Here is a 22,227-nt window from a genome sequence, read left to right as displayed (position 1 = left end):
CCGGAGATCCATGATGGCGGACGTCGCAACATCACCCCACAATGAGGACACGCCAAAAGGATTGGCTCTGGCGGTGACCGCCTACGTTCTATGGGGTTTCCTGCCGCTGTACATGAAAGCTCTGGCGCATATCGGGCCGGTCGAGATCGTGGCGCATCGGATTGTATGGTCGGTGCCTGTGGCCGGGCTGTTGCTGGTGGCGCTAGGGCGAACCGGGGATTTGAAGGCTGCCTTACAAAACCCGAAGATGCTGGGCATGGCCTGTCTAACAGCGGCTTTGATCTCGGTGAATTGGGCCATTTACGTCTGGGCGATTGCCAGCGGTAACGCATTGGACGCAGCGTTGGGCTATTACATCAACCCGCTGTTCAGCATTGCGCTAGGGGCGATCCTGTTACGTGAGCCTTTGAATCGTACGCAATTGGCGGCAGTGGGGTTAGCTGCTTTGGGTGTGCTGGTATTGATCGTCGAAGCGGGTCGGCTGCCGTGGGCCGCGCTGGCCCTGACGGTCAGTTGGGGGTTTTATGCTTTCTTCAAACGCTCGCTGCCCATCGGCCCCAATCAGGGCTTTCTGCTAGAGGTTCTGATCCTGCTGATCCCAGCCTTGGTCTACATCACCTGGTTGGGGGCAAAAGGAACCGGCCACTTTGGCGCAGCCGCTGGGGACACCATGCTGCTGGCCTGTGCCGGCATTGTCACCGCTGTTCCGCTGCTGGTCTATGCCAACGGGGCCAAATTGGTGCGGTTGTCCACAATGGGAATCCTGCAGTATATCGCGCCGACGATGATCTTTATCACTGCGATTACCGTGTTCGGGGAACAGATCGATCGGGGCCGGATGATCGCCTTCCCACTGATCTGGGCGGCTTTGGTGGTCTATACGATCCCGATGATTCGTCAGATGCGGGGTCAGCGCTGATGCAATAAGTCGGCCGCGGCCTCTGCCCACAAGCGATAGGCTTTGGGGCTTGGGTGATATCCGTCCGGAGCAGCCAGCGCCGGGTCATCCGGAAACTCCAATGACAGGTGCCGGGCTTGCGGGAATGTCGCAGCGGCCTTTTGCAAACCCCGATCCAGCCGGGCCGCCTGTCGCCCCAGTGCCCAGGCCAGCGGTTGGGGCAGGGCCGGAAAACGGTTCATTTGTGGCACGGCGGTAACCACGACACGTCGAACACCCAGATTGCTCGTCAGATGATCCAGAAGCTGGGTCTGCAAACCCGTGAACTTTTGCCGGGATACTCCACGCGTGACGTCGTTTACACCCAAGGCAGTCACGGCGGCGTCATAGCTGCCTTCAAGGCGGTTCAATCGTTCCAGCGTATCCTGTGTTGTGTGACCCGTCGTCGCTTCCAGCCGCCACTCCACGCTGTAATGGCGGGCCAACCGCGCCACGAGAAACCCCGATAGTGCCTGTTGCTGTCGCCCAGCCCCCACACCCGCGGCCGAGCTGTCACCAGCGATGAGCAGCCGCAATCGGGGGCCGCGCCCTTCGCGCCCTTGGCGCGGGCCGGACGGTTCGGGCAGCAGCTGAGCGTTACGACGCACGGAAATCGCCTGTGCTGCCAGAACCGGCAACAGCGGGACGCGCAATATCTGATCGGCGGCAATCGGGGCAGTCATGGTTAGCTGAGCGCGTTTTTGTATTCGAGGAAGCGGGCGTCCGTCATAACCCGAGCCATCATCGCCTCGCGCAGGGCACCGATGGTCTTGTAAGGGCGCATGACGACCTCGAATTCCTGTATCAAACCCTCATCGTTCAACGTGATCAGATCGACGCCGACCGCGTCCAGATCCCCGACCTTGCATTGAAACTCCAGCGCCCAATCCTTGCCTTCACCCATAATCCGGCGATAGCGGAAGTCGGAAAACACCTGTCCCACGTGACCCAGAACAGCCGCCACCGGTTCGCGTCCGGTCCAGGTGCTGTAGTAAGTTGGCGGGGAAAACCGTACGTCTTCGGCCAGCAATTCGTGGATCAGGGTTTCATCGCCCTTGGCGACAACGTCTTGCATGCGCGCGATTGTGGGGTGCATGGGTTCTCCTCCGCTTTGGGTCTGAGAGTTGCTGAACCGTTTCGTTCAGGCAAGCCCGACGTTGCGGGAACCTACGCGGTGCGTTAGGCAGGCGCGCATGAGCGAGACCTATGATCCCCCGAATACGCCGTTGGATGTGCTGCATGAGGATGCACAGCTGATCGTGGTGAATAAGCCCTCGGGGTTGTTGTCTGTGCCGGGGCGTGGCGCGCATCTGGCCGATTGCCTGTTGACCCGCGTGCAGGCGGCATTTCCGCAAGCTTTGCTGGTGCATCGGTTGGATCGGGATACGTCGGGTGTCATGGTGTTTGCCCAGTCACCGCACGCACAGCGGCATCTGAGCATGCAGTTTGAAAAACGCCAGACCCGCAAGACCTATGTTGCGCGTGTTTGGGGGCGCATCGAGCAAAAGTCCGGAACCGTCGATCTGCCGTTGATCGTGGATTGGCCCAACCGCCCTCGCCAGATGGTCTGTCACGAGACTGGCAAACCCGCCGTCACTGATTGGCGGTTTGTAAAACACGAGGGTGAGACGACGCGCGTCCGATTGTTCCCCAAAACAGGTAGGTCTCATCAGCTACGCGTTCATATGCAAGCGCTGGGCCACCCGATTCTGGGCGATCCGTTCTACGCCGACGGACCTGCGCTCGAATTCCCGCGTCTGATGCTGCATTCTGAGGAACTGCGCCTAAAAAGCCCCGAGGGCGGAGTTTCAATGAAATTCCGCGCCCCGGCTGATTTCTGACCTCAGGCCGTGCTTGTCCACAGCATCTTGAGGTTGCCCAGCGAGAACCGCTTGGTCCGTTTGCGCGGTGCGCAGGGCTGACGGGCAGCCATAATTTCACGTTCGATCTCGAACGCGCGCAAGGTGTGATCCTGTGCCCAGCGGTCCAGTTTCAATGTCATCATCACGTGATTGTCGAGGTATGGCATGGTCGACCTCCTTTGGTTTGTTTCCCAAAGATCGCAGATCACTCCTGACACCACCCTGTCAGTGGGGTGTGCTAGGATGTCAGCAGACCGCCCGGAGAACCTTATGCGCCGCTCGACCCGCCTTTTTGAAATCATCCAGATCCTGCGTTCGGCCGAAATGCCTGTGACGGCGGAGGCACTGGCAGAAAAGCTCGAAGTGTCAGCGCGTACCGTCTATCGCGATATCGCCGCTTTGCAGGCACAGCGAACCCCGATCGAGGGTGAAGCCGGCGTGGGATACTTGATGCGGCGGGGATATGACCTGCCCCCCTTGAATTTTGACGCTGAAGAGGTCGAGGCGCTGTGGGTCGGGTTGTCGATGCTGGCGCGCACCGGTGATAGCACCCTGCAACAAGCTGCGGACCGTGTTTGCCGCAAGATCGACGCTTTGCGCGCGCCTGCGGATTGGCTGCAGGTCGCCCCATGGGGGGCGCCAATGGACGATCCGGCCAAGGGGTGCGTACCCGTCGTGAACTATCGCGAGGCCATCCGCTCTGAACGCAAAATTCGCATCACTTATGTGAATGCCGAAGGTGAGCGAACCGAGCGGGTCGTCAGGCCCGTCGCCCTGATCTACCACATCGAATGCACGATGCTCGCCGCGTGGTGCGAGATGAGGAATGGGTTTCGCCATTTTCGCACGGATCGCATTTGGGCCTGCGAGGTGACAGACGATCATTTCTGCGGACAAGGAGAGCCCCTGCGGGCGATCTGGCAGGATCAAAACCAATGGGATCCTGCCGAACGGCGGTAATTTGCCGACTTCACCCGATTGTTGCTTGAGCCTATGTTGAGGTGACGCGATATACTGCGCCAAACAAAGCGGGTCCGGTGAACGGACCCCAGAGCAGAAGGTGAATTCATGACGATTTCCAAGAGTGTTCTTGCCGCCGGGCTGTGTTCGGCCCTGTTTTTGGGGGCCTGTATGGACCCCGGTACGCTGAACTTGCCCTCAGACCCGAACCAGAACACCAAGCAGGGTGCAATCCTTGGCGGTCTGATTGGTGCGGGTGTTGGCGCTATTGCCAATGGATCTGATCCACTTTTGGGTGCCGTGGCCGGCGGAGCAATCGGTGCAGCAGGAGGCGGCCTGATAGGCAACCAACTGGATAGGCAAGCCGCAGAACTGCGTCAGCAACTGGCCAATCAAGGCATCATCGTTACCAACGCGGGCGACCGCCTGATTGTGACCGTACCGAATGACATCACCTTTGACACCGACAGCGCGACCGTGCGCCCCGCACTGCGGGCCGATCTGGTCCGGGTGGGGCAGAATCTGGTAAACTATCCCAACTCGAACGTGCAGGTCATCGGCAATACCGACAGTGATGGCGATGCTGCGTATAATCAGGGCCTGTCCGAACGCCGTGCGCGGTCTGTCGCGGATATTCTTCAGGCAAATGGCGTAAGCGGTGCACGCATCTCAACCATCGGTCAGGGTGAAAACCGCCCCATTGCGTCAAACCTGACGCCCGAGGGGAAGGCGCAGAACCGCCGGGTTGATATCGAGATTATCCCTAACGGAAACACTTAACGACATGGTCACTTTCGGGTGCCCATTTTTCGCACATTGACTGCGCGTCATCCGGTCTTTGGTGCGCGCGAAAGTTACGCTAGCTATTGGGAAACACCTGAACCGGAGTTTCCCAATGTCTGACCCGATCCTTCTGAGCCTGTCCGGCTCATTGCGCCAAAGCGCGACCAACCGCAAATTGCTGCGCGAAGCGGCCCGGCTGTTCGAGCCGGGGACACATATCGAAGCCGATCTGAACCTGCCGCTTTACGATGGTGATCTTGAGGATGGCGAGGGCATTCCTGCCGCAGTGCAAACCTTGTCCGATCAGATCGCGCAGGCTGATGCAGTGATCATTTCGACCCCGGAATACAACAAAGGCCCGTCGGGAGTTCTGAAAAACGCTTTGGACTGGGTCAGTCGAACCGACGGTCGCCCATGGGCCGACAAACCGGTTGCCGTGATGTCCGCCGCCGCAGGGCGTGCGGGTGGTGAGCGGGCGCAGATGGTTCTGCGCGGCTATATGGTTCCCTTCCAACCGCGCATCCTGCAGGGGCCAGAGATTCATCTCGCCAGCAGTTCGAACGAGTTTGACGAGCACGGCAAATTGCTGAGCGACCGTTACGAAAGTTCTCTGCGGACACTCATGCAGAAACTGCGTGCTGAGGCTGGGTTCTAAGATCGAGAGGCTGCTTGCCGGGTCTGGTCGGTCTGCATAGTCTGCCGCCATGACTGACGAAATACAGACCGATGTGATGGACCCGGCCCGCGCCTCTGCGCTATTGGTAGCGCTTGGATCCAACGACAGGGTCGCAGCAGGCGATCAACTGCCGCTGTTCTTTCACCAGCTGTATTTTTGGTCGCCTCAGCCGCCTGCCAATTTGGGGCGGGACGGGCATCCAAAGGTTGGGGACGGTCTGATTCCCGATATGGGCTTGCAACGTCGGATGTGGGCCGGGGGACGGTTGCAGTTTCACGCGCCGCTGGTCGCGGGCTCAAAAGCCGTGCGCCGGTCTGTTCTTGAAAGTGAGGCGGCAAAAAACGGACGGACGGGACCGCTGGGGTTTGTTACACTGCGACACGAGATTTCTCAGGACGGTCAATTGTGTCTGAGCGAATGGCAGGATCTGGTTTATCGACCAGACCCTTCGAGTTCCGACATAAAGCCCAAGCCACCTATGGCCCGTACCGATGAAACCGACAGGCGAGACGTCACCTTCGACAGCACATTGCTGTTTCGATACTCGGCGCTGACCTTCAATGGGCACCGTATCCATTACGATCTGGACTACGCGCGGGATGTCGAAGGGTATGACGGTCTGGTCGTTCATGGCCCGCTGCTGGCACAACTATTGATGCTGTTTGCTGAGGATCTGGCAGGTCCATTGGCTCAGTTCTCCTTTCGCGCGTCATCGCCGCTGATGCACTTTGAGACGGCAACCTTGTGCCGGTATGGCCAGGCGATGTGGGTGCGCGGACCCGATGGGCGGCAATGCATGTCCGCCGAGTTTGTCCCGCGATCAGAGTGATGCTTCGGGTCTGAAGTCACCCGGGATCGCATCCCGGTCCTCAAGAACCAGATCCGCCATGACCTCGGCCACTTTCGGGGCCATGCCAAAGCCGATTTTGAAGCCACCATTGGCGATGAACTGCCCTTCGTACAGCGGGTGCGCGCCCAGCATTGGTGCGCGGCTTTTGCTGCGCGGCCGTACACCCGCCCATCGTTCGATGACCTCTGCGCCATGCAGGACGGGAACGGCCCGCATCGCCCGGTCCAGAACGTCATCCAGAGCTGCATCCGTGCTGGTCGGGTCGTCATAGCCACGCTCCGAGGTCGAACCGATTGCCAACGTCCCGTCCGCATGCGGTATGAAGTGGATTGTGTCCGCAAACAGTTGTGGAACCTCTCCCGCATCAAACCGCAGAAGTGCGGCTTGACCCTTGACGCCGTTGCCAACGGTTTTGCCAAAAGCCTCGCTCAGTTCCTGCAGTCCGGCAAGCCCGGTGGCATGGACAACCTGTCCGCGATCTGGTGCGTCGGCTACGACCTCGACGCCAATCACAGCCAATGCCGCAACCAAGGCCGCACAGGCCCGGCGCGGATGCATGCGAGCGCTCAGCGTATCATGGATGACAAAACCGGTAGGACTGGGCGGACACCATGTACCGACCGCGGCTGTTTCGACGACCCACCATTCAGCGCGACCCTGCCACAGTTCCGCTGCTGTGATGGCGCGGGCATGGGCAAGTTCCAGCGTTCGGGTGTCGATGATAGGTTGCAACCGTCCCAGCCGCGCATATCCGGGTGAGACGCCGCCTGTGGCCTCGACCTGTTTCCAGAATGGTTCGGCCATGATCAGGCTGTCGAACTGAAACGCCTTCTTGGCATTCCAGTTTTCAGGCACATGCGGTGCCAGTGCGCCAACCAGGCCACCGCTGGAACCAGCGCCGGGGCCAAAGGGATCGACGATCTGCACCTTTGCGCCGCGCCGGGCACAGATCCAGGCGATAGACAGGCCGAAAATCCCTGCACCGCGCACCGTCACATCGACCATTGCCATTCCCCTTTACCTTGTTCAGTGTCGCGCCGCTTAGCTACAGGATTCCCCGATGGCAGACCAGCGCGCCGAACTGACATGGACTGAGGATCAGATCCCGGTCTCGGATCGTTTCGACGATCCGTATTACTCGTTGCAGAACGGGCTGGAAGAGACGCGGCATGTGTTTCTGGCGGGTAATGAGCTGCCTGCGCGGTTCGCATCTGGTTTCCACATTGCTGAATTGGGCTTTGGCACCGGCTTGAACATGCTGACTGTCTGGTCAGAGTGGGAGAATTCCGGCCAGACGACGCCCCTGTCCTTTACCAGTTTTGAGGCCTATCCGATGGCACCCGTGGACATGTCCCGAGCGCTGGCAGCCTTTCCTGAACTTGCGCCTTGGTCTGACCGGTTCCTTGCGCAATGGGAGGGAGGCACATGTGATTTGGGCACCCTGCGGCTTGAGGTTGTTGAAGGCGATGCACGTCAAACCCTGCAAGAATGGGAAGGTGCCGCCGATGCGTGGTTCTTGGATGGGTTCTCTCCGGCTAAAAACCCCGAATTATGGGGCGCAGACCTGATGCAGCAGGTCGCCGACCACACGGCCACTGGTGGGACGGCGGCGACGTATACAGCCGCCGGGTTCGTGCGACGGGGGCTTGAGGATGCCGGTTTCATAGTTACACGCGCACCCGGTTATGGCCGCAAGCGCCACATGACCTGCGCTGTCAAATAATGACGCAACAGAACAATACGCGCGCCGGGATTGCGTTGATGATCGGGGCGACCATCGTCTTTGCACTGCAGGACGGTATCTCGCGCCATCTGGCAGGAACCTACAACACCTACATGGTAGTGATGATCCGGTATTGGTTCTTTGCGGCCTTTGTCATCGCTTTGGCCGCACGTGCGCCCGGCGGATTGAAACCCACCACCCAGACAAGCCAACTTAAGCTGCAAATATTTCGTGGCCTGCTGTTGGCGGCCGAGATCTGCGTCGCTGTGTTCAGTTTCACTGTTCTGGGCCTGATTGACGCGATGGCCGTATTCATCTGCTACCCGTTGTTGATCGCTGCTCTCAGCGGGCCGGTATTGGGCGAACAGTTCGGCTGGCGACGCTGGGCCGCAATCGGCGTTGGGTGCATCGGTGTTCTGATCATCCTGCAGCCCGGTGTAGGGGTCTTTAACCCTTGGGCCATTGTACCGCTGATCTCGGCTTTCATGTTTGCAGTCTATGGTTTGCTGACCCGTTACGTATCCCGCCGGGACAATTCCGCCACCAGCTTTTTCTGGACAGGCGTCAGCGGTGCCGTCGCCATGACGCTCGTGGGAATGTGGTTCTGGGAGCCGATGGCCCAGACGGACTGGGCCTGGATGGCGCTGCTATGCGTGAGCGGCGTTCTGGGGCATTGGTTGCTGATCAAATGCTATGAGATGGCCGAGGCCAGCGCGGTGCAGCCCTTCGCCTATTTCCACCTGGTCTGGAGCGCGATCCTGGGAATCTCGGTCTTTGGTGAAACGCTGCGCCCCGAAGTGGTCATAGGCGCAGCGCTGGTTGTCGCCGCCGGGCTGTTCACCCTATGGCGCGAAAGACGCCAGCGTTGACCCGACCAGTTCCTGCGAGAACGGGATCGGCAAGGCAGGTTGGCCAAGACGGGCGCGATAGACCGGCAGGCTTTCCGACACACGCATCACGTAGTTGCGGGTCTCGCTGAACGGGATCGTCTCAATCCAGTCGACCACGTCGATCTCACCTGCGCGCGGGTCGCCATAGCGATCCATCCACGACATCGGTCGACGTGGACCTGCGTTGTATCCTGCAGCCATCATCACAACGTTTCCGTTGAAATCAGCGGCCAGACCGGACAGGTAATTGGCACCCAGCTTGGCGTTGTATTGCCAGTCCGAAGTCAGCTTGATCGTCTTGTGGCCGCTTAGGATACCCAATTCCTTGGCAACAAGCTTTGCCGTGGCCGGCATGACCTGCATCAGCCCGCGCGCGCCGGCTCCACTGATCACAACGGGGTCAAACTCACTTTCCCGACGGGCAATGGCCAGCGTCATTTCCTTAGCCATGGGCAAACCCATGTCGGCCACCGGATGCACCGGGTAATAGGCGGCTGGCAAAACCAGGCCGACTGTTGCAGCGCGTTTGGCGATCATCACGGCCAGATGCGGCTGCTTTAACTCGATCACCAAATCGCCCAACTGATTGGCCTGAACCGGGTCCAACCCTTCAACCAGATGGGTCAGGAACCGTTCAGACAGGGTGTCTTCGTCAGCCTTCAGCAGCAGTAGCCCGGCTTCCAGTACGCTTGAATTGGAGAACTCAGCTTGTTTCCAATGGGGTGCCCTGCGTGGGTTGGCCAACTCACTATCGAAAGGACGCCCGATCTGCTCTGCCGCCAGCAAGCCGTAGAAAGAGGATTGATAATCTGCACCCATCGCATAAGCGTCATAGGCGTTTTCGGCGTCACCATGGGCCGCATAGGCACGACCCAACCAATACCCGGCGCGTCCTTTCGAGATCGGCGATTTCACCGCGTCCGAGAAGTTCTGGAAATGCCGGATCGCGGTCGCAGGATCATTCAGCTTCCGCAAGGCCAGAAACCCGGAAAGCCACTCCAGATCGGCATAGCCATAGCCCATTTCAGGAGTCATGTGGTGATTGGCTGCAATCTGATAAGCGCGATTCTGGTCCCCATTTCGCATCTCAAGCCGGGCCAACCGGCGGCGGCCTTCGGCCCATTTGTCAGGCTCCCCCAACGCATCAGGACCGGAAGAACGCGCCAGCATCAAGTCTATCGCGCTGTCGTCCAACTCTTTCCTGTCGCGCCAAACAAACCTGTCAAAAGCCAGTCCCGGAGAATCGATCAGCGATTTCGGAACTGCCGCCACCTTGGTGTCTACACCGGGTTGCCGTTTCTGAAGACCGATCCGCGCCTCAGCCAGTTTGCGCTGATCAGCGCCGACCAGCGGCAGCATCTGACCTGCGCTGACAAGATGATTGTCCCATAGCATCCGGTCCAGGCGTGCGGCGTGATGGGGTTTCAGCAGCTTGCCAAAGTTCTCAAGATAGTCCTTCTGCAGACCAGACCCCATGGGCATGGTCCGCCATGCCGCGACGATATCGGCCTCGGCATCTCCCTGACGACCCTTTGCCTTCAATGCGACTGCATAGTTCAACGCACCCTCTGCGGTTTGCGGTGGCTGTTCGGCATAGAATCTAAGAACGCGGTCCGGATCGGCGCCAGTAAAGGCGGGCTCACTTTTACGCCGCAACCAAGCCAGACCAGGCCAGTCTGGACGACGATCCAAAAACACCAGAACGTCACCCGAACTGCCAAACCCTTCGCGAAGCCAATGCCAGACGATGATGTCACGAGACACTGAGCCCCGCGCACCAGAAACACGCAGGGCTTCATTCCAGTCCCCCTTGCGCATTTCATTCATACCGGCCCGCAGATCACCTGCGGCGTCGGCCCGCACTTGTGTGCCCGAAATCAGAATTACGACCGTCAAAAACGCCAGAAAGCGTGTCATCCCTTGCATTTCCCAACCAACCAAGGATACAGCCATTCAGGATAAAGCTTGCGCCGTCGGGTTCAACTCAAGAAAGACAGATTTCTGGCAAACCGAGGCGTAAAAATTACAAACTGCACCTAAGGAGCGTGTCATGTTCAAAGGCTCTATGCCAGCCCTCGTCACACCGTTTAGCAACGGCGAGTTGGACCTGAAGACGCTCAAACACTTGGTGGAATGGCAGATTCAGGAAGGCTCCACCGGACTGGTTCCCGTTGGCACCACCGGCGAAAGCCCCACCTTGAGCCACGAAGAACATGAAACTGTTGTGGATGCGGTTGTAAGGGCTTCAGCTGGCCGTGTTCCCGTGATCGCAGGTGCTGGGTCAAACAACACTGTTGAGGCCATCCGGTTTGTGCGATTCGCGCAGAAAGTGGGTGCGGATGCAGCTCTGGTCGTGACGCCTTATTACAACAAGCCCACGCAAAAGGGTCTGCTGATGCATTTTCGCGCGCTGCATGATTGCGCGGATATTCCGATCATTATCTACAACATTCCCGGCCGTTCGATCATCGACATGACCCCTGAAACCATGGGTGAGTTGGCGAAACTGCCGCGCATCGTCGGTGTAAAGGACGCGACCGGCGATCTGGCACGTGTCAGCCAGCAGCGTGCCTCCTGCGGCCCGGACTTCTGTCAGTTGTCTGGCGAGGACGCGACTGCGCTAGGGTTCAACGCGCATGGCGGTGTGGGCTGTATTTCGGTCACCGCGAACGTCGCGCCCAAACTATGTGCCGAATTCCAGCAGGCGACGCTGAACGGCGATTATGCCAAGGCACTGGAGTTTCAGGATCGACTGATGCCCCTGCACGAAGCGATCTTTATCGAGCCCGGCCTCGTCGGTGCCAAATACGCGCTCAGCAAATTGGGTCTGTGCAGCGAAGAAGTCCGCTCGCCCCTGTCCGGGCTGGAAAACAGCACCAAATCCGCGATAGACGCGGCGCTTCAGCACGCAGGTCTCATCTAGAAAGAATTCAAAAGAGAAAAAAGGCGGCCTCGAACTTCGAGCGCCGCCTTTTTTTGTTCCGGATCCAGGCTTCATCTGGACCAAAATATCCTGGGGGAGTCGCGGCTTGTCGCGACGGGGGGCAGAGCCCCTATCGTTTTCCGTAATACAGTCCGACGACATGCTCGGCCTGTGCGAAGAACAACCAGCGTGACGTCGCTACACCGGCCAGATGGGAGAGCACTGCCAGCAGCGCGAAGAAATGGCCGAATGGCAACAGCAGCAGGACAACCGGTAGGACAAACGCCAACACAAACGAGATGATGCGCAGCTTTTCGGCATGTTTGCGGCCAACGACGTGAACGAATTCACGCAGCAAATAGTTGGTGCCGGTATGAGGAGGCTCAAATGCACGCACGGTGCCGCGATCGCCCAATCCTGTTGCGGTGCCCAGATTTGTGCCGGACTCCTCCAGAGCTTTGTCGCCCTTTTTCCAGTACAGGATCTGCACCAAAGCAGCGATCAGCAATAGCGGCAGCGCAACACGTGCCTGTCCGGCCAGCAGGGCACCGCCTGCCAGGCTGAAGCTGAGGAACATGGCCGGAGTCAGGTTCATATTCCAGCGGGGAATGGTTTTGAGCTGCGTGTAGATCATCGACGTGGTGAATACGGTCAGTAGCGAAAACAGCGCACCGATCCAGCCAAGAAGGCTCCAGCGCTGGCCTAGGAAGATCACGCCAATCGCATAAAGCCCCATGACGATCAGAGCGATGACCGCGCACCAGCCTTCGCGGCTGAGCCAGCTGGTCTTCCATTGCGTAAACGCTTTCCAGGCCCGCTCGGGGTGGCCAAGGTGAAAGGTGGACGCCATCAAGCCGCCAACGGACAGGGCGTAGGCGATGGCGAAAAAGACAAAAGCGACCCAGCCAGTGACGTCAGGCAGACCAAGCCCCAGAAAGAGCAACAGTCCAAAGCCAAGGCCCGACAGTGTCGTGAAGATGATAACGGAAGGTGCTGGATGCATCAGAGCTTCTCCAAAGTCTTGTCGAGCCAGCCAAGGAACCCTTTGGGTTCTTCAGCGACCGGGGCCAGCAGCGGGGCCAGGATGTCGATCTGATCTTCGACATTATCCTTGGGCCGGGGCGGCAGGTATTTGTTGACGGGCTTGGTGCCCATTTCCGGCATCAGGTCCATGCCACCGCGTTCGGCGACCAGTTTGCTGACATCGCTGTCCGTATCGCCCAGATCACCGAAGTGGCGCGCGCCTGCGGGGCAGGTGCGTACGCAGGATGGGACTCGGTCCACTTCCGGCAGGTTCTCGTTATAGATCCGGTCAACGCAGAGGGTGCATTTCTTCATCACACCTTCGGCTTGATCCAGTTCACGTGCGCCGTAGGGGCAGGACCAAGCGCACAGGCCGCAACCGATGCAGTCGCTTTCATTGACTAAAACGATGCCATCCTCGACCCGCTTGTAGCTGGCCCCTGTGGGGCAAACGGTGACGCAAGGTGCGTCCTCGCAGTGCAGGCAGGATTTGGGGAAGTGGATCAGCTGGGCATGACCTTCCGCAGGCTGCACCTCGTAAGAGTGCACCCGGTTCAGGAACGTGCCGGACGGGTTGGCGCCGTACGCGTCCTGATCGGATAGCGGCGCGCCGTAGTTTTCCGTGTTCCAGCCTTTGCATGAGATGACGCAGGCGTGGCAGCCAACGCAGGTGTCCAGGTCGATGACCAGACCCATCTTGCGGTCGGTGGATGTGGGGAGCTGGGTCATGACTACCTTGCCTCCGCTTTTGTGGTGATGGCGGGCTGGGGCGCTGCCCCAGACCCGGGGATATTTTTAGCCAGATGAAGCAGGGATCGGATCATTTGCCTACCTTCCACGCCAAATCTTTCGGTCCAGTTCCGACCGGAGATTCAATCGGTGGGAATTCCGGTTGGCTTTCCGCATCCGTTGGTGGGTCAGCTTTTTCGATCTTCACTTTCAGGTCGAACCATGCGGCCTGACCGGTGATCGGGTCAGAGTTCGCCCACCGCAGACCATCGCCCTTGGGCGGCAGCAGCTCGTGAATCAGGTGGTTCAGCAAGAAGCCCTTGGTGGCTTCTGGTGCGTCGTCCTGCAAAGCCCAGGCACCTTTGCGTTTGCCAATCGCGTTCCAGGTCCAGACGGTGTTTTCGTTCAGCGCCGCCATTTCCATGACCGGTACCGTGATTTCGCCATGCGGCGAGGTCACCTTGGCCCAATCACCGTCGCTCAGGCCATTCTCGCGCATCAGCTTGGTCGGAACATAAAGTGGGTTACGCCCGTGCAACTGGCGCAGCCATGCGTTCTGGGTTCCCCAGCTGTGATACATTGCCATGGGGCGCTGGGTCAGAGCGTTGACAGTGAAGCCTTCGTTGCCGGTCTGGTCGGTTTCGTACCAGATGGGCATCGGGTCCAATGTCTCTTTGATGCGTTCCCGTAGGTGTTCCGGGGGCTGACGTTCGCCATGGCCTTCGGCGGCAAGCTGGAACTTGCGCATCGGCTCGGAATAGAGCTGGAACAGGTATGGCTGTGGGCTGTCATAGATGCCCATGCCGACCGCCCAATCCTGATAAGCAGTGTTCCATGGTTTGTAGTAATCCGCGCCTTCGGGGATATGGGCCACGTAGAAGCCGCCGTTTTCGATATAGCGGTTCAGCTGGTCAGGGTTGACCTCGCCGCGGCCTTCCTTGTCGCCGTTTTCACCACGGAAACCGGCAAGCGGGCCGATGCCGGGCTTGCGCTCGTGGTTGACGATATAGTCGGCGTAATCTGTCCATTTGGCGCTGCCGTCTTCGTTGGTGAAGCCCGGCAGGCCCATGCGGTTGGCCAGTTCGACCAGCGCTGATTGGAAACCTTTGACATCCCGGTCGGGCTCAATCACCGGCCAGCGAATTGCGTCGGCTGCGGCATCCGCTTCGCAGATCGGGCGATCAAGCAGCGAGATACAGTCATGCCGTTCCAGATACGTGGTATCCGGCAGGATCAGGTCGGCATAGGCCACCATCTCCGACGAATAAGCGTCGGAATAGATGATATGCGGGATTACGTAATCGCCGTTTTCATCTTTGTCCGTCAGCATTTCCATGACACCTTTGGTGTTCATGGATGAGTTCCAGGACATGTTGGCCATGTACATGAACAGCGTGTCGATCTTGTAGGGATCGCCCGCATGTGCGTTCGAGATCACCATATGCATCAGCCCGTGGCTGGACATCGGGTTGTCCCACGTAAATGCCTTGTCGATCCGCGCCGGGCTGCCGTCTGCCTTCAGCGCCAGATCCTCTGGCCCTTGAACAAAGCCCAGATGCGGGCCGTCCAGCGGCGTGTTCGGGGTCACCTTGCAGTGCGGTCTCGGGTGCGCCTCGACCGGTTTGGGATAGGGCGGTTTGAAGCGGAAGCCGCCGGGGACTTCGACTGTGCCAAGGATGATCTGCAACACGTGCAGTGCGCGGCAGGTCTGGAAACCGTTGGCATGAGCCGAGACACCGCGCATCGAGTGCATTGCAACCGGGCGACCGATCATCTTGGTGTGTTTTTCGCCGCGGAAATCAGTCCATTCGCGCTCCAACTCGAACGCCTCGTCAAAGGCAACGCGGGCCAACTCGCCCGCGATGGCGCGGATACGGGTGGCGGGGATGCCACACTGCTCGGCGATGTTCTCGGGCGCGTATTCGTCGCTGAGGTAGCGTTCGGCCATCAGATGGAACACGGGCCGGTGGGTGACGCCATCCTTCTCAAAGGTCGCCGACAGGTCAGGGCGGACGCCCGGTTTGTCAAACGCCGTCAGTTCGCCCGTGTTGCGATCAACAACCAGCGGTTTGCCGTCCTCATCGCGCAGGAACAGACCCTTTGTGGGGCCTTCGGACGCGTCGACCAGAACCGGCGCGTTGGTGTAACGGCTGAGATAGTCCAGATCGATCTTGCCGGCCTTCATCAGCACGTGGATCATCGACAGGATGAACAACCCATCAGTACCAGGAGTGATCCCGACCCAATCGTCAGCAACCGCGTTATAGCCCGAGCGGATCGGGTTGACGCCGATCACCCGTGCGCCACGGGCTTTGATCTTGCCGATGCCCATCTTGATCGGGTTGCTGTCGTGGTCTTCGGCAACACCGAACAGCATGAACAGCTTGGTGTGATCCCAGTCAGGCTGGCCGAATTCCCAGAACGCACCGCCCATCGTGTAGATGCCGCCTGCGGCCATATTGACCGAGCAAAATCCACCATGGGCTGCATAGTTACAGGTGCCGAAATTCTGCGCCCAAAAGCTGGTAAAGCTCTGGCTCTGGTCCCGGCCTGTGAAAAACGCCAGTTTTTCGGGATTATCCTCGCGGATCGGCTTGAGCCAGCCAACGGCGACGTCCAACGCCTCGTCCCAGCTGATCTCTTCGAATTTGCCCGAACCACGGGGACCGACACGTTTCAGTGGCGCGCGCAGGCGGGACGGGGCATTGACCTGCATGATCCCTGCCGAACCCTTGGCGCACAAGACGCCCTTGTTAACCGGGTGATCGCGGTTGCCTTCGATATAGGCAACCTTGCCGTCCTTCATGTGTACGTTGATGCCGCAGCGGCAGGCGCACATGTAGCACGTTGTTTTTCTGACCTCGTCAGAGACCTTGGGAGAGGTATTTATGATTGGCTGGTTCATTTCTGGTCCCTGTGGCTTTTGATCCGATAATTCTCATGAGCAGAGATCAATCGGAACAGTATTTCGCTTTAGCCGGATTTACGAGGAGTCTGTCCGGGTTTTGGATGTTTCTGCTTGCACGGCCGTTACCGCGATCATGTGCAGAACGTCCTCGGCGGAGCATCCGCGTGAAAGGTCGTTGGCCGGTTTCGCCAGTCCCTGAAGGACCGGACCAATTGCTTCGGCACCCCCAATACGCTGCGCGATCTTGTAGCCAAGGTTGCCTGCGTCGAGGTTCGGGAACACAAAGACATTTGCCTCGCCGCGCAGGGGCGAATCCTTGGCTTTCTTTGCAGCCACCTCGGGGACGAATGCGGCGTCAAACTGCAGCTCGCCGTCGATCAACAGATCGGGGTCAGCCGATTTTGCAATCTGCGTGGCTTCGCTGACCTTCGTGACTTTCGGATGATTGGCGCTGCCGCCGGTGGAAAAGGACAGCATCGCAACGCGGGGTGTCTCATGCGTCAGCGCCTTGAAAGACGCGGCAGATGCCCGGGCGATTTCGGCCAATTCCTGTTCGTTCGGATCAACAACCAGGCCGCAATCGGCAAAGATGTGCGCTCCGCGGACCGTGTGGTGATCGCGGCAGTAGAGCATCAGGAAAAAGCTGGAAACCATGGCCGCGTCGGGGGCTTTGCCGATGATCTGCAAAGCGGCGCGCACTGTGGCCGACGTGGTCTCAACAGCTCCGCCGACAGTTCCGTCGGCATTACCGGTATGAACCAGCATCGCGGCATAGTTCAGGCGGCGTTTGATTTCGTCAGCGGCCTTTTCAGGCGTCATGCCCTTGTGCTTGCGCCGCTCGAAAAGCTCAGCTGCAAACGCTTCGGCAAGGGGAGAGTCCGATGGATCGTGGATTTCGATGCCGTCGACATCCTGACCAGCCTGTTCGGCCAGCAGGGCAGTTACTTTGGCTTTGTCACCAACCAGAATGATGCGCGCGACACCTTCCTTGCGGGCCTTCAAAGCACCTTCAACAACACGTGGATCATCGCCCTCAGCGAGGGCGATGATCTTGTCGGAGCTGCTAGCAGCTCCGAGAATTGTGCGTAGTGGCTTCACGCGATTATGCCCCGGCCGACGTATTCATGTCAGCCGCGTCGATACCGGCAACACGGACCGGCTTTTTCATGGCGTCGCGACGGAAGGGATCGCCCAGTTCCTGGTTGATCATGGCTTCGATCAGAGTGGTGATGCCATTTTTCTGGTCGATGATCGCCTGGTTCAGGGCCGCGGTCAGCTCGTCCTGAGTGCGTGCAACGACGCCTTTCAGACCACATGCGGTTGCGATACCGGCATAAGAGACCTGTTGGTCCAGTTCGGTGCCAACGAAGTTGTCGTCGAACCACAGGGTCGAGTTACGCTTTTCAGCGCCCCACTGGTAGTTGCGGAAAACGATCTGGGTCACGGCGGGCCATTCTTCGCGGCCAATCGCGGTCAGTTCGTTCACAGCGATACCAAATGCGCCGTCACCCGAGAAACCGACAACCGGAACGTCCGGGCAACCAATTTTCGCGCCAACAACGGCAGGCAGGCCGTAACCACAGGGGCCAAACAGACCAGGTGCCAGGTACTTGCGGCCTTCTTCGAAGGACGGGTACGCGTTACCGATGGCGCAGTTGTTGCCGATATCGGACGAGATGATTGCCTCGGTCGGCAGCGCCGCTTGAATTGCGCGCCATGCCATGCGGGGGCTCATCCAGTCTGGCTTAGCGGCACGTGCACGCTCGTTCCAGGTGGTGCCCGGATCGTCGTTCTCGTGGGTCAGCGAGCTCAGTTCTTGCGCCCAAGCCGATTTGGTTGTGGCGATCAGGTTCTTGCGGTCTTCGCGACCTGCTTCACCGGCGTTGTCGCCCAGACGTTCCAGCAGACCTTCGGCCACTTTCTTGGCGTCGCCGACGATGCCAACGGTCACGTCTTTGGTCAGGCCGATACGATCAGGGTTCAGGTCAACCTGAATGATCTTGGCATCGGTCGGCCAGTAGTTGATGCCGTAACCAGGCAAGGTCGAGAACGGGTTCAGACGAGTGCCCAGAGCCAGAACAACGTCCGCTTTGGCGATCAGCTCCATACCGGCTTTCGAGCCGTTATAGCCCAGCGGACCGGCAAACAGCGGGTGCGAGCCGGGGAAGGCGTCGTTGTGCTGATAGCCAACGCAGACCGGTGCGGTCAGACGTTCGGCCAATTCGGCTGACGCAGGGATCGCGCCGGACAGAACAACACCAGCACCGTTCAGGATGACCGGGAATTTGGCGTCGGACAACAGGGCTGCCGCTTCGTCCAGCGCTTCGTCGCCGCCAGCAGTTGCGGCAAATTCGACGATCTTAGGCAGTTCGATGTCGATAACCTGGGTCCACATATCACGCGGGATGTTCATCTGAGCAGGGGCCGAAGCACGCTTGGCTTGCAGGATGACGCGGTTCAGAACTTCGGCGACACGGCTGGGGTCACGCAGTTCTTCCTGGTAGGCAACACAGTCCGCAAACATGCGCATCTGTTCCATTTCCTGAAAGCCACCCTGGCCGATGGTCTTGTTGGCTGCCTGCGGAGTGATCAGCAGAACCGGGGTGTGGTTCCAGTATGCGGTTTTAACGGCAGTCACAAAGTTGGTGATGCCGGGGCCGTTCTGCGCGATCATCATCGACATCTTGCCGGTGGCACGGGTGTAGCCGTCCGCCATCATGCCGCCCGAACCTTCGTGGGCGCAGTCCCAGAAATTGATGCCTGCAGCCGGGAAGATATCCGAGATCGGCATCATCGCCGAGCCGATGATACCGAACGCATGTTCGATACCGTGCATTTGCAGAACCTTAACAAAGGCCTCTTCAGTGGTCATTTTCATCTGAGTGTTCTCCGCACAATTGAAGAAAGGTTCGGGCACAGCACCCGCCTTTGATACGGTTTTGGCGCAAGGGGCGAAGCGGCGTTAGGGCCAGAACGTTAGGCGGGATATGTCCAGAGTCGTGCTAGGCGGATCGGATGGCATCCGCGATCAGTTTCACCCCCGGCCCGATGCGGTCCCGGCCAATGGACGAGTATCCAAGGCGATAGAAGTTGTGCGGTCGGTGCAACCCATTGAAGAACGGGGCGCCTGGTTCGATATGGACGCCCTGGCTCTGCAGCTTTTGGGCAAGTTTGGTCGTGTCCACACGCTCGGGGGCCGACATCCAAAGAGACGAGCCGCCCATGATTCCGCGTCCGGCAGCGGTAAGCCCGTACTGTTCGACTGCAGCATCCAACGCCTCGCGGCGCCGGGCCAGAGTCTTGGACATACGCCGAATCTGAGCATCGTAATGGCCCAGGGACAGGAAATAGGCCGCAGTGCGCTGGATATGGCCCGGCGGGTGGCGCAGCACCAAAGAACGCAAGGCTCGTGCCTCGCGGATAAAGGGCTCGGACCCGACAATGTAGCCTAGCCGCAATCCGGGAAACAGCGACTTTGAGAAGCTGCCCACATAGATCACCCGTCCGTCGCGATCCATTGACTTGAGGGCCGGGGACGGGGATCCCAGAAAGGCCATTTCAAACTCGTAATCGTCCTCGACCACCATGGCGTCCAGTTCGCGGGCGCGTTTCAGCAGCTCGTAGCGGCGTTCAACGGGCATGGTTGCCGTTGTCGGGCTTTGATGGCTGGGGGTGGTGAAAACTACGTCTGTTTCGTCAGGTAGCGCATCCGGGGTCAGGCCGTCGCTGTCGACGGCCAGTGGCGACACCTTGCAATCGGAGTGATTCAACAGATCCCGCAGCGCATAGTAACAGGGGTCTTCAATCACCGCTGTGCGGTTGTGGTTCAACAGGATGCGTGAGGCCAGCCACAGTGCGTTTTGCGCGCCCATAGTGATCAAGATCTCTTCGGGACGGGCGGCGATTCCACGGCGCGGCAACGTGTGACGGGCGATAAATTCAATCAACAGCGGATCATCCTGATCCATGTAGTCCCCGGTCAGGGATGCAAAATCCTTGTGACCCAGTGCACGGACCGCGCAGAGACGCCAATTGGCGTGGTCGAATAATTTCCGATCTGCCTGACCATAGATGAAAGGGTATTTGTAATCGCGCCAATTACTGGGCTTGGGCAGCACGTCCCCGTCCGAGAACCTGCGTGCGAGTGCCGTGTCCCAGTCGACATTTTCATCGCGTTTTTGCACAGGCGAATACTTGGGTGGCACGGGCGCGTTTTGCGAGACGAAATACCCCGACCGGCCTTTGGCAGTCAGGTAGTCATTGGCCAGAAGTTCCGTATACGCCAATGTCACCGTGATCCGGCTAACACCCAGATGCGCCGCCAATTTGCGAGACGAGGGCAGCTTTTCCCCAACGTGGAACCGGCCAGACAAGATGCCTTCGGCAATCATCTGCTGGATCTGCGCCTGCAGCGTGCCCTGTCCGTTCAATTCCAGAAAGAATGTGTCGACCGATATTCCCATAGCGCCTTATAGGGTGGACTTAAGGTGAGGGCAATCTGGACTTAATCTCGTCTCGAGAATTCGTGAACAAGGCGCTTGACGAAAAAGAACGACTCACCTAAATAACTAGAAATCTAGTTTAATGGAGAAGTCAAATGTGGGAAACAGCTGCAGCAGGATTCTCGGCCATGGGCTCTGAAGCGCGACTGAAGGTTCTCAAGACATTGGTTCGGGCTGGTGAGGCTGGGTTGACCGTTGGGGAAATCCAGAACCGCACAGGCATTGCCCCTTCGACATTGGCCCATCACCTGCGGTTCCTCGCGGCCGGCGGGGTCGTCGAGCAAGAGAAAATCGGGCGCGCCACCATCAACCGCGCAAATTACGAAGAATTGAGAGACCTCGCGCAGTTCATTCTTAGCGAATGCTGCGCGGACGAAGTGGGAAAGGCTGCGAACGATGGCTGAGCTGACACAAAACCCAAAGGCACCGGCAAAGGTGGCCGTTGATCTGATCAAAACCCCATGGGCGGTGATCGTGGCCATTTTGGCGCTTGTGGCCGTCCTTGACCCCGGCAATTGGGGAGAGGTTGTAACCTTTGCGGGCAAAGCCCTTGCACATACCGGCCAGTATATTCTGTTCGCCGTCTTGCTGCTGTCTTACCTCAAGGCGACCGGTGCCGAAGTGATGGTTGCGCGCGCCTTTGAGGGGCGCGAAACGCGGATGATCTTTTTGGCCGCAGTCTTCGGCGGCCTCGCACCGTTCTGTTCTTGCGAAGTCATTCCGTTCATTGCTGGTCTGCTGGCGCTTGGTGCGCCATTGTCGGCTGTCATGGCGTTCTGGCTCAGCTCGCCACTGATTGACCCACCGACCTTGTTGATCACGGCAGGCGCATTGGGTTGGCCATTTGCAATCGGCAAGGCCATTGCAGCGGTCGCATTGGGTCTGTTTGGTGGCTTTGCCGTCCGTGCCCTGATGCGACGTGGTGCGTTCGCCCAGCCTCTGCGCGAATATAAACCGACTGGCTGCGGCTGTGGACCTAAGACAGAGGACAAACCTGTCTGGAAGTTCTGGCAGGAGCCAGAGCGCCGTCAGCGCTTCCGGTCCGAGTTCATTCACAACAGCCTGTTTCTGTTGAAATGGTTGGCTCTGGCCTATGTGCTTGAGGCGCTGTTGGTCAGCTATGTGCCCGCCGATCTGATCGCGCGCGTTGTCGGCGGTGACGGTGTTGTACCCATTGTCATTGCCGCGTTGGTCGGGATGCCCGCTTACCTGAACTCCTACGTCGCGCCGCCGCTGCTGGCAGGCCTGATGGAACAGGGGATGAGCGCTGGGGCCGCGATGTCATTCATGGTCGCGGGTGCCGTCAGTTCGATCCCAGCGATGGCCGCCGTCTGGTCATTGGTCAAACCGAGGGTTTTTGCGACCTATTTGGGACTGGGGATTATCGGGGCCATCACCGCCGGCATCCTGTTCCAGATGATCTGAAACCAAAGCCGTCCGGTGTTCTTATCGGGCGGCTTT

The 22,227-nt window shown here is 59.0% G+C and carries 22 protein-coding genes; 11 read left to right on the top strand and 11 right to left on the bottom strand.

The genetic code is table 11. The features are described from left to right. Window positions 1–13: 13 nt before the first annotated feature. Window positions 14–919 carry an EamA family transporter RarD gene (rarD, locus tag AC2FI8_RS12725; protein ID WP_496768507.1) on the top strand — a complete coding sequence of 302 codons (906 nt, stop codon included), beginning with the start codon at window positions 14–16 and terminating at the stop codon, window positions 917–919. Here the strand turns inward: rarD and AC2FI8_RS12720 are convergent. Further along, window positions 910–1,620 carry an SGNH/GDSL hydrolase family protein gene (locus AC2FI8_RS12720; protein ID WP_496768505.1) on the bottom strand — a complete coding sequence of 237 codons (711 nt, stop codon included), beginning with the start codon at window positions 1,618–1,620 and terminating at the stop codon, window positions 910–912. The two genes, rarD and AC2FI8_RS12720, sit on opposite strands and share 10 nt — an antisense overlap. A 2-nt stretch (window positions 1,621–1,622) precedes the next feature. Then, on the bottom strand, window positions 1,623–2,033 hold the full coding sequence (locus AC2FI8_RS12715) for a nuclear transport factor 2 family protein (protein ID WP_058279776.1): 411 nt from the start codon (window positions 2,031–2,033) through the stop codon (window positions 1,623–1,625). 97 nt (window positions 2,034–2,130) lie between these two features. Between AC2FI8_RS12715 and AC2FI8_RS12710 the strand changes: the two genes are divergently transcribed. Then, complete coding sequence (locus tag AC2FI8_RS12710; RefSeq protein WP_496779358.1) at window positions 2,131–2,778, top strand: RluA family pseudouridine synthase; 648 nt, start codon at window positions 2,131–2,133, stop codon at window positions 2,776–2,778. A gap of 2 nt (window positions 2,779–2,780) precedes the next feature. Here AC2FI8_RS12710 and AC2FI8_RS12705 read toward each other — a convergent pair whose 3' ends face one another. Next, entirely contained in the window at window positions 2,781–2,966 is a 186-nt protein-coding gene (locus tag AC2FI8_RS12705; RefSeq protein WP_058272537.1) for a hypothetical protein, read from the bottom strand. Between the two features lie 103 nt (window positions 2,967–3,069). Here AC2FI8_RS12705 and AC2FI8_RS12700 point away from each other — a divergent pair, with 103 nt between their 5' ends. The 4 genes from AC2FI8_RS12700 to AC2FI8_RS12685 all read left to right on the top strand — a co-directional run bounded on the left by AC2FI8_RS12700 (window position 3,070) and on the right by AC2FI8_RS12685 (window position 6,047). Beyond that, the gene (locus AC2FI8_RS12700; protein ID WP_496779356.1) at window positions 3,070–3,759 is read left to right on the top strand and encodes a helix-turn-helix transcriptional regulator; all 690 of its coding nucleotides are present in this window, start codon (window positions 3,070–3,072) and stop codon (window positions 3,757–3,759) included. A gap of 108 nt (window positions 3,760–3,867) precedes the next feature. Further along, a complete protein-coding gene (locus AC2FI8_RS12695) occupies window positions 3,868–4,539 on the top strand; it encodes a YiaD family glycine zipper/OmpA-like lipoprotein (RefSeq protein ID WP_496779354.1) in 672 nt (223 codons plus the stop codon). 115 nt (window positions 4,540–4,654) lie between these two features. Continuing rightward, the gene (locus AC2FI8_RS12690) at window positions 4,655–5,197 is read left to right on the top strand and encodes an NADPH-dependent FMN reductase (protein ID WP_170563427.1); all 543 of its coding nucleotides are present in this window, start codon (window positions 4,655–4,657) and stop codon (window positions 5,195–5,197) included. 49 nt (window positions 5,198–5,246) lie between these two features. Next, a complete protein-coding gene (locus AC2FI8_RS12685; RefSeq protein WP_496779351.1) occupies window positions 5,247–6,047 on the top strand; it encodes an HTD2 family dehydratase in 801 nt (266 codons plus the stop codon). On the opposite strand, the gene AC2FI8_RS12680 is transcribed toward AC2FI8_RS12685, so the two are convergent. Then, window positions 6,039–7,079 carry an NAD(P)/FAD-dependent oxidoreductase gene (locus tag AC2FI8_RS12680; protein WP_496768495.1) on the bottom strand — a complete coding sequence of 347 codons (1,041 nt, stop codon included), beginning with the start codon at window positions 7,077–7,079 and terminating at the stop codon, window positions 6,039–6,041. The two genes, AC2FI8_RS12685 and AC2FI8_RS12680, sit on opposite strands and share 9 nt — an antisense overlap. Before the next feature lie 49 nt (window positions 7,080–7,128). Between AC2FI8_RS12680 and mnmC2 the strand changes: the two genes are divergently transcribed. Together mnmC2 and AC2FI8_RS12670 are read left to right on the top strand one after the other, a co-directional pair. Further along, a complete protein-coding gene (gene mnmC2 / locus AC2FI8_RS12675; RefSeq protein ID WP_496768493.1) occupies window positions 7,129–7,791 on the top strand; it encodes a tRNA (5-methylaminomethyl-2-thiouridine)(34)-methyltransferase MnmC2 in 663 nt (220 codons plus the stop codon). Beyond that, entirely contained in the window at window positions 7,791–8,660 is an 870-nt protein-coding gene (locus tag AC2FI8_RS12670; RefSeq protein ID WP_496779349.1) for a DMT family transporter, read from the top strand. The genes mnmC2 and AC2FI8_RS12670 overlap by 1 nt, the downstream gene beginning before the upstream one ends. Here the strand turns inward: AC2FI8_RS12670 and AC2FI8_RS12665 are convergent. Continuing rightward, on the bottom strand, window positions 8,634–10,598 hold the full coding sequence (locus AC2FI8_RS12665) for a lytic transglycosylase domain-containing protein (RefSeq protein ID WP_496779347.1): 1,965 nt from the start codon (window positions 10,596–10,598) through the stop codon (window positions 8,634–8,636). The genes AC2FI8_RS12670 and AC2FI8_RS12665 overlap by 27 nt on opposite strands. A gap of 133 nt (window positions 10,599–10,731) precedes the next feature. Between AC2FI8_RS12665 and dapA the strand changes: the two genes are divergently transcribed. Then, the gene (gene dapA, locus AC2FI8_RS12660) at window positions 10,732–11,604 is read left to right on the top strand and encodes a 4-hydroxy-tetrahydrodipicolinate synthase (RefSeq protein ID WP_496779345.1); all 873 of its coding nucleotides are present in this window, start codon (window positions 10,732–10,734) and stop codon (window positions 11,602–11,604) included. Window positions 11,605–11,734: 130 nt separating this feature from the next. Here dapA and AC2FI8_RS12655 read toward each other — a convergent pair whose 3' ends face one another. From AC2FI8_RS12655 to pdxR, 6 genes are all read right to left on the bottom strand, one after another. After that, entirely contained in the window at window positions 11,735–12,607 is an 873-nt protein-coding gene (locus AC2FI8_RS12655; RefSeq protein ID WP_496779343.1) for a dimethyl sulfoxide reductase anchor subunit family protein, read from the bottom strand. Beyond that, a complete protein-coding gene (locus AC2FI8_RS12650) occupies window positions 12,607–13,356 on the bottom strand; it encodes a 4Fe-4S dicluster domain-containing protein (protein WP_496779341.1) in 750 nt (249 codons plus the stop codon). The genes AC2FI8_RS12655 and AC2FI8_RS12650 overlap by 1 nt, the downstream gene beginning before the upstream one ends. A 91-nt stretch (window positions 13,357–13,447) precedes the next feature. Further along, window positions 13,448–16,261, bottom strand: a complete 2,814-nt coding sequence (locus AC2FI8_RS12645) for a molybdopterin oxidoreductase family protein (RefSeq protein ID WP_496779339.1) — start codon at window positions 16,259–16,261, stop codon at window positions 13,448–13,450. A 78-nt stretch (window positions 16,262–16,339) separates the two neighbouring features. After that, on the bottom strand, window positions 16,340–17,362 hold the full coding sequence (gene pta, locus AC2FI8_RS12640) for a phosphate acetyltransferase (RefSeq protein WP_496779336.1): 1,023 nt from the start codon (window positions 17,360–17,362) through the stop codon (window positions 16,340–16,342). Window positions 17,363–17,366: 4 nt separating this feature from the next. Continuing rightward, window positions 17,367–19,142 (bottom strand): sulfoacetaldehyde acetyltransferase, encoded by a 1,776-nt coding sequence (gene xsc, locus AC2FI8_RS12635; RefSeq protein ID WP_496779334.1) that lies wholly within the window; start codon window positions 19,140–19,142, stop codon window positions 17,367–17,369. A gap of 124 nt (window positions 19,143–19,266) precedes the next feature. Then, window positions 19,267–20,727, bottom strand: a complete 1,461-nt coding sequence (gene pdxR, locus AC2FI8_RS12630) for a MocR-like pyridoxine biosynthesis transcription factor PdxR (protein ID WP_496779332.1) — start codon at window positions 20,725–20,727, stop codon at window positions 19,267–19,269. A 134-nt stretch (window positions 20,728–20,861) separates the two neighbouring features. Here pdxR and AC2FI8_RS12625 point away from each other — a divergent pair, with 134 nt between their 5' ends. Beyond that, a complete protein-coding gene (locus AC2FI8_RS12625; RefSeq protein ID WP_108861160.1) occupies window positions 20,862–21,170 on the top strand; it encodes an ArsR/SmtB family transcription factor in 309 nt (102 codons plus the stop codon). Next, complete coding sequence (locus AC2FI8_RS12620; RefSeq protein WP_496779330.1) at window positions 21,163–22,191, top strand: permease; 1,029 nt, start codon at window positions 21,163–21,165, stop codon at window positions 22,189–22,191. The genes AC2FI8_RS12625 and AC2FI8_RS12620 overlap by 8 nt, the downstream gene beginning before the upstream one ends. The last annotated feature ends 36 nt before the right edge of the window (window positions 22,192–22,227 follow it).

The organism is Ruegeria sp. CDSB029 (assembly GCF_059611125.1).
Note: the sequence above shows the minus strand (reverse complement) of the source record. Positions and strands in the feature narration are given on the sequence as shown.

Coding starts and splice junctions, on each gene's coding strand:
- AC2FI8_RS12695 (WP_496779354.1), top strand. CDS start 3,868: ATGACGATTTCCAAGAGTGTTCTTGCCGCCGGGCTGTGTTCGGCCCTG.
- AC2FI8_RS12680 (WP_496768495.1), bottom strand. CDS start 7,079: ATGGCAATGGTCGATGTGACGGTGCGCGGTGCAGGGATTTTCGGCCTG.
- mnmC2 (WP_496768493.1), top strand. CDS start 7,129: ATGGCAGACCAGCGCGCCGAACTGACATGGACTGAGGATCAGATCCCG.
- AC2FI8_RS12650 (WP_496779341.1), bottom strand. CDS start 13,356: ATGACCCAGCTCCCCACATCCACCGACCGCAAGATGGGTCTGGTCATC.
- rarD (WP_496768507.1), top strand. CDS start 14: ATGGCGGACGTCGCAACATCACCCCACAATGAGGACACGCCAAAAGGA.
- AC2FI8_RS12720 (WP_496768505.1), bottom strand. CDS start 1,620: ATGACTGCCCCGATTGCCGCCGATCAGATATTGCGCGTCCCGCTGTTG.
- AC2FI8_RS12645 (WP_496779339.1), bottom strand. CDS start 16,261: ATGAACCAGCCAATCATAAATACCTCTCCCAAGGTCTCTGACGAGGTC.
- AC2FI8_RS12685 (WP_496779351.1), top strand. CDS start 5,247: ATGACTGACGAAATACAGACCGATGTGATGGACCCGGCCCGCGCCTCT.
- AC2FI8_RS12665 (WP_496779347.1), bottom strand. CDS start 10,598: ATGACACGCTTTCTGGCGTTTTTGACGGTCGTAATTCTGATTTCGGGC.
- dapA (WP_496779345.1), top strand. CDS start 10,732: ATGTTCAAAGGCTCTATGCCAGCCCTCGTCACACCGTTTAGCAACGGC.
- AC2FI8_RS12715 (WP_058279776.1), bottom strand. CDS start 2,033: ATGCACCCCACAATCGCGCGCATGCAAGACGTTGTCGCCAAGGGCGAT.
- AC2FI8_RS12655 (WP_496779343.1), bottom strand. CDS start 12,607: ATGCATCCAGCACCTTCCGTTATCATCTTCACGACACTGTCGGGCCTT.
- AC2FI8_RS12670 (WP_496779349.1), top strand. CDS start 7,791: ATGACGCAACAGAACAATACGCGCGCCGGGATTGCGTTGATGATCGGG.
- AC2FI8_RS12690 (WP_170563427.1), top strand. CDS start 4,655: ATGTCTGACCCGATCCTTCTGAGCCTGTCCGGCTCATTGCGCCAAAGC.
- AC2FI8_RS12700 (WP_496779356.1), top strand. CDS start 3,070: ATGCGCCGCTCGACCCGCCTTTTTGAAATCATCCAGATCCTGCGTTCG.
- AC2FI8_RS12705 (WP_058272537.1), bottom strand. CDS start 2,966: ATGCCATACCTCGACAATCACGTGATGATGACATTGAAACTGGACCGC.
- AC2FI8_RS12625 (WP_108861160.1), top strand. CDS start 20,862: ATGTGGGAAACAGCTGCAGCAGGATTCTCGGCCATGGGCTCTGAAGCG.
- AC2FI8_RS12710 (WP_496779358.1), top strand. CDS start 2,131: ATGAGCGAGACCTATGATCCCCCGAATACGCCGTTGGATGTGCTGCAT.
- AC2FI8_RS12620 (WP_496779330.1), top strand. CDS start 21,163: ATGGCTGAGCTGACACAAAACCCAAAGGCACCGGCAAAGGTGGCCGTT.
- pdxR (WP_496779332.1), bottom strand. CDS start 20,727: ATGGGAATATCGGTCGACACATTCTTTCTGGAATTGAACGGACAGGGC.
- xsc (WP_496779334.1), bottom strand. CDS start 19,142: ATGAAAATGACCACTGAAGAGGCCTTTGTTAAGGTTCTGCAAATGCAC.